Genomic DNA, 15,434 nt, shown 5'->3' with positions numbered 1-15,434 from the left:
ACGCGATGAATCTCCGCTCGCCCGGCTGGCTGCTGCTGTTGCTGCCGCTCGCCGGACTGATCGCCGCCTATCTGGTGGTGCAGCGCCGGCGCGGCCGGTACGCCGTCCGGTTCACCAACCTCGATCTGCTCGACAAGGTCGCACCCAGCCGCCCCGGCTGGCGCCGCCACCTCCCGGCCGCCGCCTTCTGCGCCACCCTCGGCCTGCTCGTCGTGGGCTTCGCCCGCCCGACCACGGACGTACAGGTGCCCAGGGAGCGCGCCACGATCGTCGTCGCCTTCGACGTCTCGGCGTCCATGGAGGCCACCGACATCGAGCCGAACCGCTTCGAGGCCGCCCGCGAGGCCGCCCTGGCCTTCGTGGAACGGCTGCCCGAACGCTTCAACGCCGGACTGGTCCCCTTCAGCGGCACCGCGTCCGTCGCCGTCCCGCCGACCACCGACCGGGAGATGCTGCGCACGGCGATCGGGCGGCTGCGGACGGAGGAGGGCACCGCCATCGGCGAGGCCGTCCTGGCGGCCCGCGACGCGATCCGCACCCTCGACGAACAGGCCGAGACCGAACCGCCGCCCGCCCATGTCGTCCTGCTCTCCGACGGCTCCAACACCTCCGGCCGCTCGGTGGAGGCCGCAGCCGGCGAGATCGCGGCCGACCGCATCCCCGTCTCGACCATCGCCTACGGCACCGAGGAGGGCACGATCACCCTCCCGTCCGGCGACCTCGTCCAGGTGCCGGCCGACGGCGCCGCCCTCGAACAGCTCGCCACCGCCACCGGCGGCGACTTCCACGAGGCCGCGACGGGCGAGGAACTCCAGGACGTCTACGAGGACATCGGCAGCTCCGTCGGCTACCGCACCGAGGAACGCGAGGTCTGGCAGTGGTTCGTGGCGGCCGGTCTGATCAGCGCGCTGGCCGCGGCCGCGATGTCCCTGCTCTGGTTCTCCCGCATCCCCTGAGCGCCCGCACCACGTGAGGCCCGCCATCACATGCCGACCGGCTCACCCACCGACCAAGGAGGCAGATCGTGACGGAGAACGGCTATCCCGGACTCGGCGGACGGCTGGAGAAGACGGAGGCCGGCCTCGGCGTGCCACCCGCCGGCACCGACACCGACACCGGCGCCCCTTACAGCAACGGCATCCCGCTGACGCCCCCGCCGCCGCCCAGCACCCCTCTCCCCGGCCCCGAGGACGCCCCCCTGTACGGCCTCGGCGCCCCGCGCGGCCCCGGCTTTCTCGCCGGCCGCCCGCCGGAGAGGGCGACGCAGCCGGCCCCGTACGCCACCGACCCGGCCACCCCCTCGTACACGTACACGACTGTGCGGCAGCCCCCGTCCCCGGCCGGGCAGCGTCCGCCGCGCACCTCCCGCTCCCTTGCCGTCACCCTGATCGCCGCCGTCCTCGCGGGCGGGCTCGCCGGATACGCCGCCGGGATGTTCGGCGACGAGGAGAGCGAGACCCCGGCCGCCGCCGTCCGGGCCGGTGACCTGGAGGCCGTCGCCGCGCGGGTGCTGCCCAGCGTGGTCTCCGTGGAGACGTCCCGCGGACAGGGCTCCGGCTTCATCTTCGACGCGCGCGGCCGCGTCCTCACCAACGCCCATGTCGTGGACGGCAGTTCGCGCGTGACCCTGGAGCTCCAGGACGGGCGCCGGCTGAGCGCGCAGGTGGTCGGCGACGACCCCGCGAACGATGTCGCCGTCCTCGAACCCGAGACCGCGCGCGGCCTGGACGCCGCGGACCTCGCCACCGGTGTACGCCCCGCCGTCGGCGACACCGTGCTCGCGATCGGCTCACCGCTCGGCCTCAGCGGCACGGTGACCTCCGGAATCGTCAGCGCGCTGGACCGGTCCGTGCGGCTGGGAGACGGTGGGGGACAGCGCAGGGCCCTCCAGACGGACGCCTCGATCAACCCCGGCAACTCCGGCGGACCGCTGGTCGACGACGAGGGCCGGGTCATCGGGATCAATACGGCCATCGCCACGTTGAACCAGGAGAGCGGCGGCTCCATAGGGATCGGCTTCGCGATCCCGGTGGAGGACGCCATGGACGCGGCACAGACGATCATCGACGGGGGATAGGGACAGGCATGGTGGATCTCGGGCGCTGGAGGCCGGCATGAGACTGCTCGTCGTCGAGGACGAGGAGGACCTCGTCGTCGCGCTCCGGGTCGGCCTGGTCAGGGCCGGGTACGCCGTCGACGTCGCCCCGGACGTCGACACGGCCACCGAGAAACTCGCCGTCAACGACTACGACCTCGTCCTGCTGGACCTGAACCTCCCCGACGGCGACGGATTCGCCGTCTGCCGGGCCGTCCGCAGCGCACCCGGAGGGCCCCGCATCCTCATGCTCACCGCCCGCGACCGGCTCGCCGACCGGGTGCGGGGCCTCGACGCGGGCGCCGACGACTACCTGGTCAAGCCGTTCGCCCTGCCCGAACTGCTGGCCCGCATCCGGGCCCTGCTGCGCCGCGAGGACGGCGGCACCGCGATCGTCGAGGTCGGTGAACTGCGCCTGGACACCGCCCGGTTCGAGGCGTACCGGGGCGAGCGGCGGCTGCCGCTGACGCCCAAGGAGTTCAGCGTCCTGCACTATCTGATGACCCGGCCCGGCAGGGTCGTACCGGCCGAGGAGCTGCTGGAACATGTCTGGGACGAGCACGCCGACCCGTTCACCAACACCGTCCGGGTCACCGTCGGCTCGTTGCGCCGCAAGGTCACCGGAGAGGACGAGCCGCTGATCGAGACGGTGATCCGGCAGGGCTACCGGCTCAAGGACATGACATGAAACGACCCCGCGTACGTCTCCCCGCCTTCACCCACACCATCCGCTTCCGGCTCACCGTCCTCTACTCCGGCCTGCTCTTCGTCCTCACGGCCCTCGTCCTCGGCGCCACCTACCTGGCCGTCGAACGCAGCGGCGAGGCACACCCGGTCAGCGACGGGTTCAGCGCCAAGAAGTACGTCAACGACGTCTACATCGGCGAGATAGACGTCGTGAAGCTCCAGGAGGTCGAGGCGGCCGTCAACTACGAGACCCTCGGCAACCTGCGCAACTTCTCCTTCGTGGTGCTCGGTGTCCTCGCCGTGGCCAGCCCGCTGATCGGCTGGATCCTCTCCGGCCGCGCCCTGCGCCCGGTCCGGTCCATCTCCCGGACCGCCGCCGAGATCCAGGCCACCGACCTCTCCCAGCGCATCCGCCTCACCGGCCCCAAGGACGAACTGCGCGAACTCGCCGACACCGTCGACTCGATGCTGGACCGGCTCGACGAGGCGTTCCGCGCCCAGCGCCAGCTCATCGACGACGCGTCGCACGAACTGCGCAGCCCGCTGGCGATCATCCGCGCCAACCTGGACGCCGTACTGAACTCGGAGGAGTCCAACGAGGCGGAGCGGCGGACCGCCGTACGCGGTGTGGACCGGGCCACGACCCGGATGACCCGGCTCGTCGAGGACCTGCTCGCCACCGCCCGGCGCAACGCGCCCGCCCTCGCCGACGCCGACGTCGATCTCGCGGCGGCGGCCCGCGAGGCGTCCGAGGAGTTCGGGCCGCTCGCTGTCGAACGCGGGCTCGACCTGCAACGCCGGCTGCCCGGTGGTCTCACCGTCATCGGCGACCACGACGCCCTGCGCCGGGCCGTCGGCAACCTGCTGTCGAACGCGGTACGGCTCGCGCCGCCCGGCACCCTCATCGTGGTCGCCGCCGGCCACGCGGAGGGCTGGCTCTGGACGGCCGTACGGGACGAGGGTCCCGGCATCCTCGACGACGACCAGACCCGCGTCTTCGACCGCTTCTGGCGCGCCAAGGCCAACGGCGGCACCCGCGACCGTCACGCGGGCCTGGGCCTGGCGATCGTCCGCCAGATCGTCGAATCCCACGGCGGACAGGTCCGCCTCTTCTCCCGAGTAGGAGAGGGCTCGACCTTCGTCCTGTGGCTCCCGGAGCCGGGAAGCGACAAGAACGGCGGTCCTCCGCCCGACGCACCGCTCTAGCCGGTGATCACGCCCCGCAAGGGGCGACGTTCCAGGGGCGCGGGGCTGTGGCGATGTGCGGCTCCGCCGCGTGGGCGCGACCAGCCACAACGGCGCCGCACCCGACAACCGGAAACGCTACGCCGCTTCCTTGGCCTTCGTCGCGTACATGTCCACATACTCCTGCCCGGACAGCCGCATGACCTCGGTCATCACCGAGTCCGTAACGGCCCGCAGCACATACCGATCCCGGTCCATCCCCTCGTACCGGGAGAACTCCAGCGCCTCCCCGAACCGCACGGTCACCCGACTGGGCCGCGGCATCCCCGACCCCCCGGGCTGGATCTTGTCCGTGCCGATCATCGCGAACGGCACCACCGGCGCCCCCGTCATCAACGTGAGCCGCGCGATCCCCGTACGCCCCCGGTACAGCCGTCCGTCGGGCGACCTCGTGCCCTCGGGGTAGATGCCGAAGAGCCGCCCCTCCTCCAGGATCCGGCGCCCGGTCATCAGCGCCGCGACCCCGCCCTTGCCGCCGTCCCGGTCGACCGGGATCATGCCGACGCCGGTGAAGAACCAGGCCATCAGCCGGCCCTTGAACCCCTTGCCGGTGACGTACTCGTCCTTGCCGATGAAGAAGACCTGACGGTCGCAGACCAGCGGCAGGATCATCGAGTCGATGAACGTGAGGTGGTTCCCGGCCAGGATCACGGGACCGTCGCCCGGAATGTGCTCCACTCCCTCCACCCGGGGGCGGAACATCAGGCGCATGATCGGTCCGAGCACTGCCTTGATGAGCGCGAAGCGGGACAACGGGCCCTCCGGTGTCAAGGGTTTGTCAGGGGAATCGGTATGAGTCTGTGCAGGTGAGGACGATACTCGCGGTTCCCGGCGTGACGCACATCGGGTTCACCGAGGTATTACGTGGTGTTGACCGCTGTTCACCTGCGGTGGCGCCGCGTAGCACGCCCGTAACCCGCACCGGGCGATGTGACGGATCTCGCGGCTCCCGTACCGCCCGGGTGCCCCCGCGGGCGGACCCCAACCCGACAGCCCGTCACTCCTCGGCGTCGGCACGACATTCAGCATCACCCCGGTGTTCGGGTCGAGGCCGCCCTTCTGTCACGTTCGCACGTCTACGATCAGCGCGCACCACCCGGCGCTCGGCCGGAGGGGCGCGCGCCCCGGAGCGGAGCGCGACGCGGAGCGGATGGCAAGGAGACCGCTGATGGCATCGCAGGAGCCGAACGAGCAGGCGAAGAACCAGGCGAACACGGGGCGACGGGCTCTGCTGGGGGCCGCCGTGTTCGGCGCGGGTGGGGCAGTCCTCGGTCTGTCCGGCACGGCGCAAGCCGACGCGCGTCACGGAGGCAGCGGCCTGAAGAGCCTGCCCAGGCCGACCATCATCGGTCACCGCGGGGCCAGCGGCTACCGCCCCGAGCACACCCTCGGCTCCTACCAGCTGGCCCTCGACATGGGTGCCCACATCGTCGAGGCCGGCGACCTGGTCCCCACCAGGGACGGTCATCTGGTCTGCCGCCACGAGCCGGAGATCGGCGGCACCACGGACGTCGCGGACCACAAGGAGTTCACCGACCGCAAGAAGACCAAGCAGCTCGACGGGGTCGCCACCACCGGCTGGTTCACCGAGGACTTCACGCTCGCCGAGCTGAAGACGCTGCGCGCGATCGAGCGCATCCCGGCCAACCGCCCGCACAACACGCTCTACAACGGCCACTGGGAGATCCCCACCTTCGAGGAGGTGCTCCAGTGGCAGGACGAGCAGACCCGCAAGCGCGGCAAGCAGGTCTGGATCTACCCCGAGCTCAAGCACCCCACCTACTTCCGCAAGCAGGGCCTCGCCCTGGAGGAGCGGGTCGCGAAGGTGCTGCGCAAGTACGGCCGCAACAAGTGGAACTCGCCGGTCATCCTCCAGTCCTTCGAGCCGACCAGCATCCAGCGGATGAACAAGCTGGTCGACAACCCGCTCGTGGTGCTGCTCTCCGGCGCCTCCACCCGCCCCTGGGACTTCGTCGAGACCGGTGACCCGCGCACCACCGCCGACCTGGTCAAGCCGGCCGGCCTGCGCGAGATCGCCTCCTACGCCCAGGGCATCGGCCCCACCGTGGACCTGATCATCCCGAAGGACGCGGCGGGCAACTTCACCAAGCCCTCCACCCTGGTCGCCGACGCGCACCGGGTCGGTCTGATCCTGCACCCCTACACGATGCGCAACGAGAACCCGTTCCTGCCGCCGGCCTTCCGCAAGGGCAGCGACGCGGACGCCTACGGCGATGTCTTCGCCGTCTACCAGGCGTACTTCGAGACCGGCATCGACGGTGTCTTCACCGACCAGCCCGACACCGGCCTGCTGGCCCGCGAGGCATTCGTCAACGGCTGAGCTCCACCACCCCGGTTGGGGTGAACAACGGCCGTCCGGGCAACCGCAGCCCGGACGGCCGCGTCCCGCTGCATATGACTCCCGACCTGGTCACCGTCCTACGCCCGCTGCTCGCCGCGGAGGCCTCCGCCGAGGCCGTCGCCTGCGGAACCGAGCCCGCCGACCTGGAGCAGGCGGTCTGGCTGCGCCTCCTGGAGCGCCTGGACACCGACGGCCCACCGCCCGACTGGCAGCGCTGGCTGCGCCACGCGGTCCGCTCGGAGGCCCGCCGCAGCCGCCGTACGAACGCGCTCGAACGGCCGTACGAGGGTGAGCCCGTGGACGTCATGACGCCGGGCCCCGAACACCTCGCCCTCGCCGCCGCGCGCGGGCGCACCCTGCGGGCCGCCGTACGCCGCCTGCCCGGCCGCTGCCCCCGGCTGCTGGAGGCGCTGCTGTCCCCGAGGGACCTGACATACCGGGAGATCGCGGGGGAGTTGGGTATCTCACAGGGCAGTCTCGGCCCGGAACGCTCCAGATGTCTGGGATGTCTGCGGCGATTGCTTGCGCCGGAGGTTGCGGCCCACGGAGCACGGGGATAGGAGTGAGGGACAACAGGCGACAGGTGAGCGGGAGGCGTGCACACATGGGCATGAGCGTGATCATCTCCGAGGCGACCGACCAGGATGCCGAGCAGATCTTCAAGCTGCAATACCTGTGCTTCCAGAGCGAGGCCGCGCTGTACGGCAACTACCGCATCGACCCGCTCGTCCAGACCCTGGACTCGGTCCGCGAGGAGGTCGCCGGCGACTGCGTCTTCGTGGCGCGGCTCGGCGACGAGGTGATCGGCTCCGTACGCGGCTCGGTGACCGAGGACGGCGCCGCGTTCATCGGCCGCCTCTGCGTCCACCCCCGCCTCCAGGGCCACGGTATCGGCGCCCGGCTGCTGGGCGCGGCCGAGGCCAACCTGGCCGACAAGCACGGAGCGAAGCGCTTCCGCCTCCTCACCGGCCACCGCAGCGAGGTGAACCTCCGCCTCTACCGCAAGGTCGGCTACGAAACGGTAGGCACCGAACAGGGCAAGGACGGCGTGCCCATGGTCGTCCTGGAGAAGCACGCGGGGGCGTACGCCCAGACGGCGTGAAACGAACGCGGGCGGGGCGCGCGCCGCGGCTCCGCCGCGCGGCCGCGACCATCGCGCAGGGCTTCGCCTCCAGACGCTGGGGGCGTTGGTGACGCCGCTCCCCGCAACCCACGCAAGGGGCGCGGGGCTGTATCGATTTGCGGCTCCGCCGCGTGGCCGCGACCATCGCGCAGGGCTTCTCCGTCAGGCACCGGGGCGTTGGTGACGCCGGTTCCCCGGAACCCACCCAAGGGGCGCGGGGAACTGCGCGACCAGCCCCCACGCACCCGCACCCGCACTGGCACCGCCACCGGCCCCGCACCCGCACCCGCCGACGAGGCTCAGCCCTGCCGACCCTTCCGCAACCAGTAAATCGCCGTGACCGGCAACAGCACCGGAATGAACAAGTACCCCATCCCGAAGTCCGACCACACGGTCGCGTCGGGAAACGCAGACGGCTCCACCAACGTCCAGGTGCCAACCGTCAGCACCCCCACCAACTCGGCGACACAACAGGCCAGCGCAGCGCGCCGCGCCGCCTCCCCACCCCGCACCAGCGAGTACGTGATGAACCCGTACACCACCCCCGCCACCGCGGACAGCGAATAAGCGAGCGGCGCCCGATCGAACTCCGTGGCGATCTGGTACGCGGACCGCGACACCGCCCCGACGACCATCACCCCGTACAGCCACACCAGCAGAATCCCGGGCCCGCCGATGAGCCGGGACTTGGTGGCCGTCATCTCAGCCTGCCCAGATGTCATAGAGCCGCACCTCCAGAACGGCCAGCACGACCCCGCCGGCGGCGACCGTCGCGGACCCCCACTTGCTCCGCTCGGCCAGCGACATGAACCCCGCGGCCGGCACACAGAAGAACGCGCCGATCAGATAGGACACGAAGATCGTCGTCCCCTGCTCCGGCTTCTCGCCCCGCGCCAGCTGCACGATCCCGACCACCAGCTGGACCAGCGCCAGGACCGACACCACCGCCATCCCGATGAAGTGCCAGTCCTTCGTCGGCTGGTCCCGGTACGCGGCCCAGCCGCACCACGCGGCGAGCAGCAGCCCGGCGACGCCGGTCGCCAGGGTCAGGGCATCAAGCATGCTGAGACCCTATTACGGCCCAAAAGGCCTGCCGCGGCCACCCCCGCCGTGCCCCGTAGGGTCGAGGCCATGAACATCCGCGCTGAAGCCCTGCTCTTCGACAACGACGGCACCCTCGTCTCCTCCCTCGACTCCGTCCACCGCTGCTGGACCCGCTGGGCCGCGGAGTACGGCATCCCCGCCGAGGACTTCGCGCGTGTGGAACTGCACGGCCGCCCCGCCGTCGAGATAGCCGCCGACCTGCTGCCCGCCGAGACGGTCCCGGCGGCGGTCGCGCGGATCGAACTGCTGGAGGTGGAGGACGTACCCAACGACGGCGTACGGCTGCTCCCCGGCACCCGCGACCTGATCGACGCACTGCCCGCCGACCGCTGGGCCGTCGTCACCTCGGCCACCCGCCGGCTCGCCGAGGCCCGGCTCGAAGCCGTCGGCATCCTGCCCAAGACCCTGATCGCCGCCGACGACATCACCCGCGGCAAGCCCGACCCCGAGCCCTACCTCCTGGCCGCCCGCGAACTGGGTGTCGACCCGGCCCGCTGTGTCGTCTTCGAGGACGCCCCGGCCGGTCTCGCGTCGGGCCGCGCCGCCGGAATGACCACCGTGGCGTTGGCCACAACCCACCAGGCCCACGAACTCGACGCCGATCTGGTCGTGAACGATCTCTCCGCGCTGTCCGTGCTGGTCACAGCCGCAGGCGTGGAGATCTCGGTCCGCGGCTGAGCCCCGCGCCACGGGTGTCCACCGCTGTCCAGTATCCGGACAGCGGTGACCTGTCAGGACCGTACGTCTGGTTTACTGATCGCATGACCACGACGAGCAGCCGCACCTTTGCGACCGAGGCGACCATGACGCCCGGTGCTCGCTGTATGTGTCGAATGTGCGCCTTCTAGAGGGCCCCCGCACCACCCCGCGTCTCGCGCCCCGAAGCGAGACCGCTCACGTCCGCCCGTACGCCGCCGTACGCGACTGAGCCTGCCCCGCGCACACGTTCTCCCCGGTTCCCATCGCCACCGCGAAGAGCCGTGCTGCGTTCCCGACCGCATGCACCCGTGCCCGGCGCACACCCACGCCCCGGCACTCGACAGTGACGGAAACCCCCCAGTGATCACGACAACAGGCCTGACCAAGGTCTACCGCTCACGCGGCCGCGAGGTCACCGCCCTAGACGGCGTCGATCTGCACGTACGCGAGGGCGAGGTCTACGGCGTCATCGGCCAGTCCGGCGCCGGCAAGTCCTCCCTCATCCGCTGTGTCAACCTCCTGGAACGGCCCACCGCGGGCACGGTCACCGTGGCCGGCCAGGACCTGACCGCACTCGCCGGACGCGGCAGCCGCGCGAGCCGCGAACTGCGCCAGGCCCGCTCCCGGATCGGCATGGTCTTCCAGCACTTCAACCTGCTGTCCACGCGGACCGTGCAGGACAACGTGGAGCTGCCCCTGGAGATCCTCGGAAAGTCGGGGAAGGAACGATCCCGCAAGGCGCTCGAACTGCTCGACCTGGTGGGCCTCGCCGACAAGGCCAAGGCCTACCCCGCCCAGCTCTCCGGCGGCCAGAAGCAGCGCGTCGGCATCGCCCGCGCCCTGGCCGGCGACCCCAAGGTGCTGCTCTCCGACGAGGCCACCAGCGCCCTGGACCCCGAGACCACCCGCTCGATCCTCCAGCTGCTGCGCGACCTGAACCAGCAGCTCGGACTGACCGTCCTGCTCATCACCCACGAGATGGACGTCGTCAAGAGCGTCTGCGACTCGGCCGCCCTGATGGCGGACGGCCGCATCGTCGAGTCCGGCACCGTCAGCGAACTGCTCGCGACCCCCGGCTCCGAACTGGCCGCCGCGCTCTTCCCGGTCGGCGGCGAGCCCTCGGCGGATGACCGGACCGTCCTCGACGTCACCTTCCAGGGCGAGGCCGCCACCCGGCCCGTGATCTCGCAGCTGTCCCGCACCTACAACATCGACATCTCGATCCTCGGCGCGGCCATCGACACCGTCGGCGGCCTCCAGGTCGGCCGGATGCGCATCGAACTCCCCGGCCGCTACGAGGACAACGTCGTACCCGTCGGCTTCCTGCGTGAACAGGGCCTCCAGATCGACGTGGTGGGCCAGGAGCCCGTTCTGCTGAAGGAAGGTGCCAAGTGACCTGGTCCGAGATGCAGCCCCTGCTGGAGCAGGCGTGTACCGAGACGCTGATCATGGTCGGCTGGTCCACCCTGATCGCCGTCGCCCTCGGCCTGCCCATCGGCCTGCTGCTCGTCCTCACCGACCGCGGCGGACTGCTCCAGAACACCGTGGTGAACAAGGTCATCGGGCAGATCGTGAACATCGGCCGCTCGATGCCGTTCATCATCCTGATGGTCGCCCTGATGAGCTTCACCCGCTGGGTCACCGGCACCACCATCGGCAGCGAGGCCGCGATCGTCCCGCTCGCCATCGGCGGTATCCCGTTCTTCGCCCGCCTGGTCGAGACGGCCGTCCGCGAGGTGGACGACGGGCTCGTCGAGGCCGTCCAGTCGATGGGCGGCAGCAACTGGACCATCGTCCGCAAGGTCCTGGTCCCCGAAGCCCTGCCGTCCCTGATCGCCTCCACCACGACCACCGTCATCGCCCTCATCGGCTACTCGGCCATGGCCGGCACGGTCGGCGGCGGCGGACTCGGCGACCTCGCCGTCCGCTACGGCTACCAGCGCTTCGAGACCGGCCTGATGTGGATCACCGTGGCCGTCCTCGCCGTCGCTATCTCCGTCATCCAGTTCGCCGGCGACTACGCGGCCCGCTCCCTGCACCGGCGCGGCGGCCGCTCCGGCCCCGGCCCCGGGCTCCGCCTGCTGCGCGGCAGGCAGCCGCGGGCGGCCGACGTCGGCAAGGTCGCGTAGCCCCTGAATCCGCGGGACCACCTGAGGTCGCGCAACCCCTCCCCGGACTCCCCGCACACCCACGCGGGGTCGCACCACCCCATAGGAAAGGCACTTTTCGTGCGTAACACCGCCAAGATCACCACCGCCGTGCTCGCCGCAGGAGCCCTCACCCTCGGACTCTCCGCCTGCGGCTCCGAGCAGGACTCCGGCTCCGACGCGAGCGGACCGCTCACCGTCGCCGCCACGGCCACCCCGCAGGGCCAGATCCTGAATTTCGTCAAGGACAACCTCGCCGAGAAGGCCGGTCTTGACCTGGAGGTCAGGGAGTTCACCGACTACGTGACGCCGAACACGGCCGTCCAGCAGGGCGAGGTCGACGCCAACTACTTCCAGCACCAGCCCTACCTCGACGACTTCAACAAGAAGAACGGCACCGACATCGTCGCCGTCCCCGGCGCCACCGTTCACCTGGAGCCGCTCGGCGTCTACTCGCAGAGCGTCAAGAAGCTCGACGAACTGAAGAAGGGCGCCACGGTCGCGGTCCCGAACGACACGACCAACGAGGCCCGCGCGCTGAAGCTGCTGGAAGCCAACGGCCTGATCACCCTCAAGTCCGGCGCGGGCTACGCGGCGACCCCGAAGGACATCGAGTCCAACCCGAAGGACCTTCAGTTCAAGGAGCTGGAGGCGGCCCAGCTGCCGCGCTCCCTCGCCGACGTCGACGCCTCCGTCATCAACGGCAACTACGCCCTGGAGGCCGACCTCAGCCCGGCGAAGGACGCCATCGCGGCCGAGTCCCCCAAGGACAACCCGTACGGCAACTTCCTCGCCGTGAAGAAGGGCAACGAGGACGACCCGCGGGTCAAGGAGCTCGCGAAGCTGCTGACCTCGCCCGAGGTGAAGAAGTTCATCAACGACGAGTACGACGGCGCCGTCGTCGCGGCCTTCTGATCCCATGAAGCGCCGTACAGCACCCCTCGCGACCAGCGCCCTCGCGCTCTCCCTCGCACTGACCGCCTGCGGTTCCGGCTCCGGCGGCGACGGCCCCGACGACACCCTCGTCGTCGGCGCCACCGCCGTCCCGGCCGGCGAGGTCCTGACGTACATCAAGGACAACCTCGCCGAGAAGGCCGGACTGCGCCTGGAGATCCAGGAGTTCACGGACTACGTGGTGCCCAACACGGCACTCCAGGAAGGCACGCTCGACGCCAACCTGTACCAGAACAAGCCCTACCTGGACGACTTCAACCAGGCCAAGGGCACCGACCTGGTCCCCGTCGTGGACGCCTACCTCCCGCCCATGGGCGTGTACTCGAAGAAGGTCAAGGACGTCACCGAGCTCGCCGACGGAGCCACCGTCGCCGTGCCCAACGACACCACCAACGAGGGCCGGGCCCTGAAACTCCTCGCCGCGCAGGGCGTCATCACGCTCAAGAAGGACGCCGGCACGGACGCGTCCCCCGCGGACATCACGGCCAACCCGAAGAAGCTGACCTTCAAGGAACTCGACCCCGCCCAGCTGCCCCGCTCGCTCGACGACCTCGACGCGGCGGTCATCAACAACAACTACGCCCAGGACGCGGGCCTCAGCCCCACCAAGGACGCCGTCCTCCTGGAGTCGGCGAAGGACAACCCCTACGCCAACATCCTCGCCGTCAAACGCGGGAACGAGGACGATCCGCGGGTCGGGAAGCTCGTACAGCTGCTCAAGTCCGCCGACGTCAGGAAGTTCATCGAGGACAAGTACCAGGGCTCGGTCCTGCCGGTCACGACCGCCTGACACCGCATCGGCGCCGCCCCGGCACCACCCCGCCGCACCGGGGTCCGCTCCCGAGAACGGAGTGGACCCCGTGGTGCGGTTCAGTGCTTTCATGCTGCATGCTGGGCAGTTCAGCAGTACCTGACGGTTTCGAAGATTCCTTCGACGGTTACGGAGCGCGCATGACGAGCACCTTCCCCACCATCTCCATCAGCACGGAGCGGTTGGTGCTGCGTCCCCTGGAGGACGAGGACCTGCCCGCCCTGACCGAGATGATGAACGACGAGCAGGTCGTCGCCTGGATCGACGTACCCCACCCCTGTACCAGGGACGCCACCCGCGCCTGGATCACCGAGGGCGCGCCCGCCGAACGCACCGCGGGCCGCGGCCTCGACCTCGCCGTCACCGAGTTCCTCACCCAGCGTCTCGTCGGCATCATCCGCCTCGTCAGGACCGACTGGCACGTCCGCTCCACCGAGCTCTCCTACATCGTCGCCCCCTGGGCCCGCGGCGAGGGCTACGCCTCCGAGGCCGCGCTCGCCACCGCCCAATGGGTCTTCGGCGACCAGAAGTTCGAACGTATCGAGCTGCGCACGGCCGCCGACAACACCGCCGCCCAGCAGGTCGCGCAGAAGATCGGCTGCATCAGCGAAGGGGTGCTGCGCGGCGCCTGCATAGCGCGCGCCCGCACCGAGGACGGCCGCTGGACCGAGGTGCGTACCGACTACATCGTCTGGAGCCTGCTGCCGGAGGACCTGGAGGGCGCCGCCGAGGAACTCGCCGACACCGGCGGCTTCACCTCGTACACCGACTGGAACTGACCGTACGACGAGGCACCACCCGCCGCCCGCGCCCCGCCACCAGGTACGCTCACGGAGCCCGCTCCGCCGCGGGTACACCCCGACGACCTGCGCAGACCCCTGGAGACTGACGACGATGGCCGACCGGGTCACGGTGATCGGCTGGGACGGCTCGCCACTGACCGCCGCGGCATGCGGCGCCCTCGGTGCCGCCACGCTGGTGGCCGGCGCCGCCCACCACCTCGCACTGCCCGAGGTGCCCGCGAGCGCCGAGCGGATCCGGCTCGGCAGCGTCGACCTCGCCGCCCGCCGTATCGCCGGCCACCGCGGCACCGCGGTGGTGCTCGCCGACGGCGACCCCGGTTTCTTCGGCGTCGTACGGACCCTGCGCGGACCCGAGTTCGGCCTGGAGGTCGAAGTCGTCCCCGCGGTCTCCCCGGTCGCCGCCGCCTTCGCCCGCGCCGGAATGCCCTGGGACGACGCACACGTGGTCGTCGCCCACCCGCGCACCCTGCGACGCGCGGTGAATGTATGCCGCGCCCACACCAAGGTCGCCGTTCTCACCTCACCCGGCGCCGGCCCCGCCGAACTCGGCCTGCTGATGGAGGGCGTCCACCGCACCTTCGTCATCTGCGAGGAACTCGGCACGGACCACGAGCAGGTCACCGTCCTGACCTCCGACAAGGCCGCCGACCACACCTGGCGCGACCCCAACGTCGTCATCGTCGTCGGCGGACCCGTCGGCGCGACCGAGGGCGGCGGCTGGATCGCCGGCCGCGACCCGGCCGCGGGCCCCCGCGGCTGGACCCGGCCCGCCCAGGTCTACGGCGGCGAACTCGGCGAAGGCGAACGGGACGTGCTGCGCGCCGCCCAGCTCGCCCGCCTCGGCCCCCGGCTCGGCGACCTCGTCTGGGACATCGGCTGCGGCAGCGGCGCCTTCGCCACCGAGGCCGCCGCGGCGGGCGCCGCCGTCATCGCCGTCGACCTCGACCCCCGTTCCTGCGCGCGCACCGAGGCCGCGGCCCGACGCTTCGGCGTCCAGCTCCAGATCGTCCTCGGCACCGCCCCGCACGTCCTGGAGAACCTCCCCGAACCCGACGTCGTCCGCATCGGCGGCGGGGGAGCGGCCGTGGTCTCCGCCGTCGCCGACCGCCGTCCGCAGCGCATCGTCACCCACGCCGGGACGCGCGACGCCGCCGAACGCGTCGGCCGCGACCTGAGCGAGCACGGCTACCACGTCGAGTGCGCCCTCCTTCAGTCCGTGGACCTCGACACCAGGGCCTGGACCGAGACGGAACGCAGCGTCGCGTTCCTGCTCAGCGGGGAACTGACCCGCTCGTAGGGCACGGGCACCCACCGATCGCACGGGTCGGGACAGCGGGAGTGCGAAACCGAACAAAAGGGCTGTCATTGTGCTCCCAGTGATCCTGTTGTCGTACTGCGCGCGGT

Annotated in this window: 17 protein-coding genes; 14 read left to right on the top strand and 3 right to left on the bottom strand. The window is 71.0% G+C overall.

The window, feature by feature from the left end:
- The first annotated feature begins 5 nt into the window (after positions 1 to 5).
- The 4 genes from ACIQAC_RS20480 (at position 6) to ACIQAC_RS20465 (ending at position 3,988) form a co-directional block, all read left to right on the top strand.
- Complete coding sequence (locus tag ACIQAC_RS20480; protein WP_402193043.1) at positions 6 to 956, top strand: VWA domain-containing protein; 951 nt, start codon at positions 6 to 8, stop codon at positions 954 to 956.
- 68 nt (positions 957 to 1,024) lie between these two features.
- On the top strand, positions 1,025 to 2,077 hold the full coding sequence (locus tag ACIQAC_RS20475; protein WP_402193042.1) for a S1C family serine protease: 1,053 nt from the start codon (positions 1,025 to 1,027) through the stop codon (positions 2,075 to 2,077).
- Between the two features lie 37 nt (positions 2,078 to 2,114).
- Positions 2,115 to 2,783 (top strand): response regulator transcription factor, encoded by a 669-nt coding sequence (locus ACIQAC_RS20470; RefSeq protein WP_402193040.1) that lies wholly within the window; start codon positions 2,115 to 2,117, stop codon positions 2,781 to 2,783.
- Positions 2,780 to 3,988 carry a sensor histidine kinase gene (locus ACIQAC_RS20465; RefSeq protein WP_402193039.1) on the top strand — a complete coding sequence of 403 codons (1,209 nt, stop codon included), beginning with the start codon at positions 2,780 to 2,782 and terminating at the stop codon, positions 3,986 to 3,988. The genes ACIQAC_RS20470 and ACIQAC_RS20465 overlap by 4 nt, the downstream gene beginning before the upstream one ends.
- A 117-nt stretch (positions 3,989 to 4,105) precedes the next feature.
- Here ACIQAC_RS20465 and ACIQAC_RS20460 read toward each other — a convergent pair whose 3' ends face one another.
- On the bottom strand, positions 4,106 to 4,780 hold the full coding sequence (locus tag ACIQAC_RS20460) for a lysophospholipid acyltransferase family protein (protein ID WP_402193037.1): 675 nt from the start codon (positions 4,778 to 4,780) through the stop codon (positions 4,106 to 4,108).
- Positions 4,781 to 5,195: 415 nt separating this feature from the next.
- Here ACIQAC_RS20460 and ACIQAC_RS20455 point away from each other — a divergent pair, with 415 nt between their 5' ends.
- The 3 genes from ACIQAC_RS20455 (at position 5,196) to ACIQAC_RS20445 (ending at position 7,491) form a co-directional block, all read left to right on the top strand.
- A complete protein-coding gene (locus ACIQAC_RS20455; protein ID WP_402193036.1) occupies positions 5,196 to 6,368 on the top strand; it encodes a glycerophosphodiester phosphodiesterase in 1,173 nt (390 codons plus the stop codon).
- Between the two features lie 74 nt (positions 6,369 to 6,442).
- Positions 6,443 to 6,949, top strand: a complete 507-nt coding sequence (locus ACIQAC_RS20450) for an RNA polymerase sigma factor (protein ID WP_402193406.1) — start codon at positions 6,443 to 6,445, stop codon at positions 6,947 to 6,949.
- Between the two features lie 44 nt (positions 6,950 to 6,993).
- A complete protein-coding gene (locus ACIQAC_RS20445) occupies positions 6,994 to 7,491 on the top strand; it encodes a GNAT family N-acetyltransferase (RefSeq protein WP_402193035.1) in 498 nt (165 codons plus the stop codon).
- A 320-nt stretch (positions 7,492 to 7,811) separates the two neighbouring features.
- On the opposite strand, the gene ACIQAC_RS20440 is transcribed toward ACIQAC_RS20445, so the two are convergent.
- Positions 7,812 to 8,234, bottom strand: a complete 423-nt coding sequence (locus ACIQAC_RS20440) for a hypothetical protein (RefSeq protein ID WP_402193033.1) — start codon at positions 8,232 to 8,234, stop codon at positions 7,812 to 7,814.
- Complete coding sequence (locus tag ACIQAC_RS20435) at positions 8,215 to 8,574, bottom strand: hypothetical protein (protein WP_402193032.1); 360 nt, start codon at positions 8,572 to 8,574, stop codon at positions 8,215 to 8,217. The genes ACIQAC_RS20440 and ACIQAC_RS20435 overlap by 20 nt, the downstream gene beginning before the upstream one ends.
- Before the next feature lie 69 nt (positions 8,575 to 8,643).
- Between ACIQAC_RS20435 and ACIQAC_RS20430 the strand changes: the two genes are divergently transcribed.
- The 7 genes from ACIQAC_RS20430 (at position 8,644) to cbiE (ending at position 15,327) form a co-directional block, all read left to right on the top strand.
- The gene (locus ACIQAC_RS20430; protein WP_402193031.1) at positions 8,644 to 9,294 is read left to right on the top strand and encodes an HAD family hydrolase; all 651 of its coding nucleotides are present in this window, start codon (positions 8,644 to 8,646) and stop codon (positions 9,292 to 9,294) included.
- 381 nt (positions 9,295 to 9,675) lie between these two features.
- The gene (locus tag ACIQAC_RS20425; RefSeq protein ID WP_402193029.1) at positions 9,676 to 10,710 is read left to right on the top strand and encodes a methionine ABC transporter ATP-binding protein; all 1,035 of its coding nucleotides are present in this window, start codon (positions 9,676 to 9,678) and stop codon (positions 10,708 to 10,710) included.
- The gene (locus ACIQAC_RS20420; RefSeq protein ID WP_402193028.1) at positions 10,707 to 11,444 is read left to right on the top strand and encodes a methionine ABC transporter permease; all 738 of its coding nucleotides are present in this window, start codon (positions 10,707 to 10,709) and stop codon (positions 11,442 to 11,444) included. Before ACIQAC_RS20425 ends, ACIQAC_RS20420 begins: the two co-directional genes overlap by 4 nt.
- 99 nt (positions 11,445 to 11,543) lie before the next feature.
- Positions 11,544 to 12,377: a MetQ/NlpA family ABC transporter substrate-binding protein gene (locus tag ACIQAC_RS20415; protein WP_402193027.1), complete on the top strand. Its 834-nt coding sequence runs from the start codon at positions 11,544 to 11,546 to the stop codon at positions 12,375 to 12,377.
- A gap of 4 nt (positions 12,378 to 12,381) precedes the next feature.
- Positions 12,382 to 13,206: a MetQ/NlpA family ABC transporter substrate-binding protein gene (locus ACIQAC_RS20410; protein WP_402193025.1), complete on the top strand. Its 825-nt coding sequence runs from the start codon at positions 12,382 to 12,384 to the stop codon at positions 13,204 to 13,206.
- Between the two features lie 161 nt (positions 13,207 to 13,367).
- Positions 13,368 to 14,006: a GNAT family N-acetyltransferase gene (locus tag ACIQAC_RS20405; protein ID WP_402193023.1), complete on the top strand. Its 639-nt coding sequence runs from the start codon at positions 13,368 to 13,370 to the stop codon at positions 14,004 to 14,006.
- Positions 14,007 to 14,121: 115 nt separating this feature from the next.
- Complete coding sequence (gene cbiE / locus ACIQAC_RS20400; protein ID WP_402193022.1) at positions 14,122 to 15,327, top strand: precorrin-6y C5,15-methyltransferase (decarboxylating) subunit CbiE; 1,206 nt, start codon at positions 14,122 to 14,124, stop codon at positions 15,325 to 15,327.
- Positions 15,328 to 15,434 lie beyond the last annotated feature (107 nt).

Source organism: Streptomyces sp. NPDC088387 (assembly GCF_044753385.1).
Taxonomy (GTDB): domain Bacteria; phylum Actinomycetota; class Actinomycetes; order Streptomycetales; family Streptomycetaceae; genus Streptomyces.
Note: the sequence above shows the minus strand (reverse complement) of the source record. Positions and strands in the feature narration are given on the sequence as shown.

Excerpts from the sequence above, each read along its gene's own strand:
- ACIQAC_RS20430 (WP_402193031.1), top strand. The coding sequence starts at position 8,644 with ATGAACATCCGCGCTGAAGCCCTGCTCTTCGACAACGACGGCACCCTC.
- ACIQAC_RS20435 (WP_402193032.1), bottom strand. The coding sequence starts at position 8,574 with ATGCTTGATGCCCTGACCCTGGCGACCGGCGTCGCCGGGCTGCTGCTC.
- ACIQAC_RS20445 (WP_402193035.1), top strand. The coding sequence starts at position 6,994 with ATGGGCATGAGCGTGATCATCTCCGAGGCGACCGACCAGGATGCCGAG.
- ACIQAC_RS20440 (WP_402193033.1), bottom strand. The coding sequence starts at position 8,234 with ATGACATCTGGGCAGGCTGAGATGACGGCCACCAAGTCCCGGCTCATC.
- cbiE (WP_402193022.1), top strand. The coding sequence starts at position 14,122 with ATGGCCGACCGGGTCACGGTGATCGGCTGGGACGGCTCGCCACTGACC.
- ACIQAC_RS20450 (WP_402193406.1), top strand. The coding sequence starts at position 6,443 with ATGACTCCCGACCTGGTCACCGTCCTACGCCCGCTGCTCGCCGCGGAG.
- ACIQAC_RS20470 (WP_402193040.1), top strand. The coding sequence starts at position 2,115 with ATGAGACTGCTCGTCGTCGAGGACGAGGAGGACCTCGTCGTCGCGCTC.
- ACIQAC_RS20410 (WP_402193025.1), top strand. The coding sequence starts at position 12,382 with ATGAAGCGCCGTACAGCACCCCTCGCGACCAGCGCCCTCGCGCTCTCC.
- ACIQAC_RS20480 (WP_402193043.1), top strand. The coding sequence starts at position 6 with ATGAATCTCCGCTCGCCCGGCTGGCTGCTGCTGTTGCTGCCGCTCGCC.
- ACIQAC_RS20455 (WP_402193036.1), top strand. The coding sequence starts at position 5,196 with ATGGCATCGCAGGAGCCGAACGAGCAGGCGAAGAACCAGGCGAACACG.
- ACIQAC_RS20465 (WP_402193039.1), top strand. The coding sequence starts at position 2,780 with ATGAAACGACCCCGCGTACGTCTCCCCGCCTTCACCCACACCATCCGC.
- ACIQAC_RS20405 (WP_402193023.1), top strand. The coding sequence starts at position 13,368 with ATGACGAGCACCTTCCCCACCATCTCCATCAGCACGGAGCGGTTGGTG.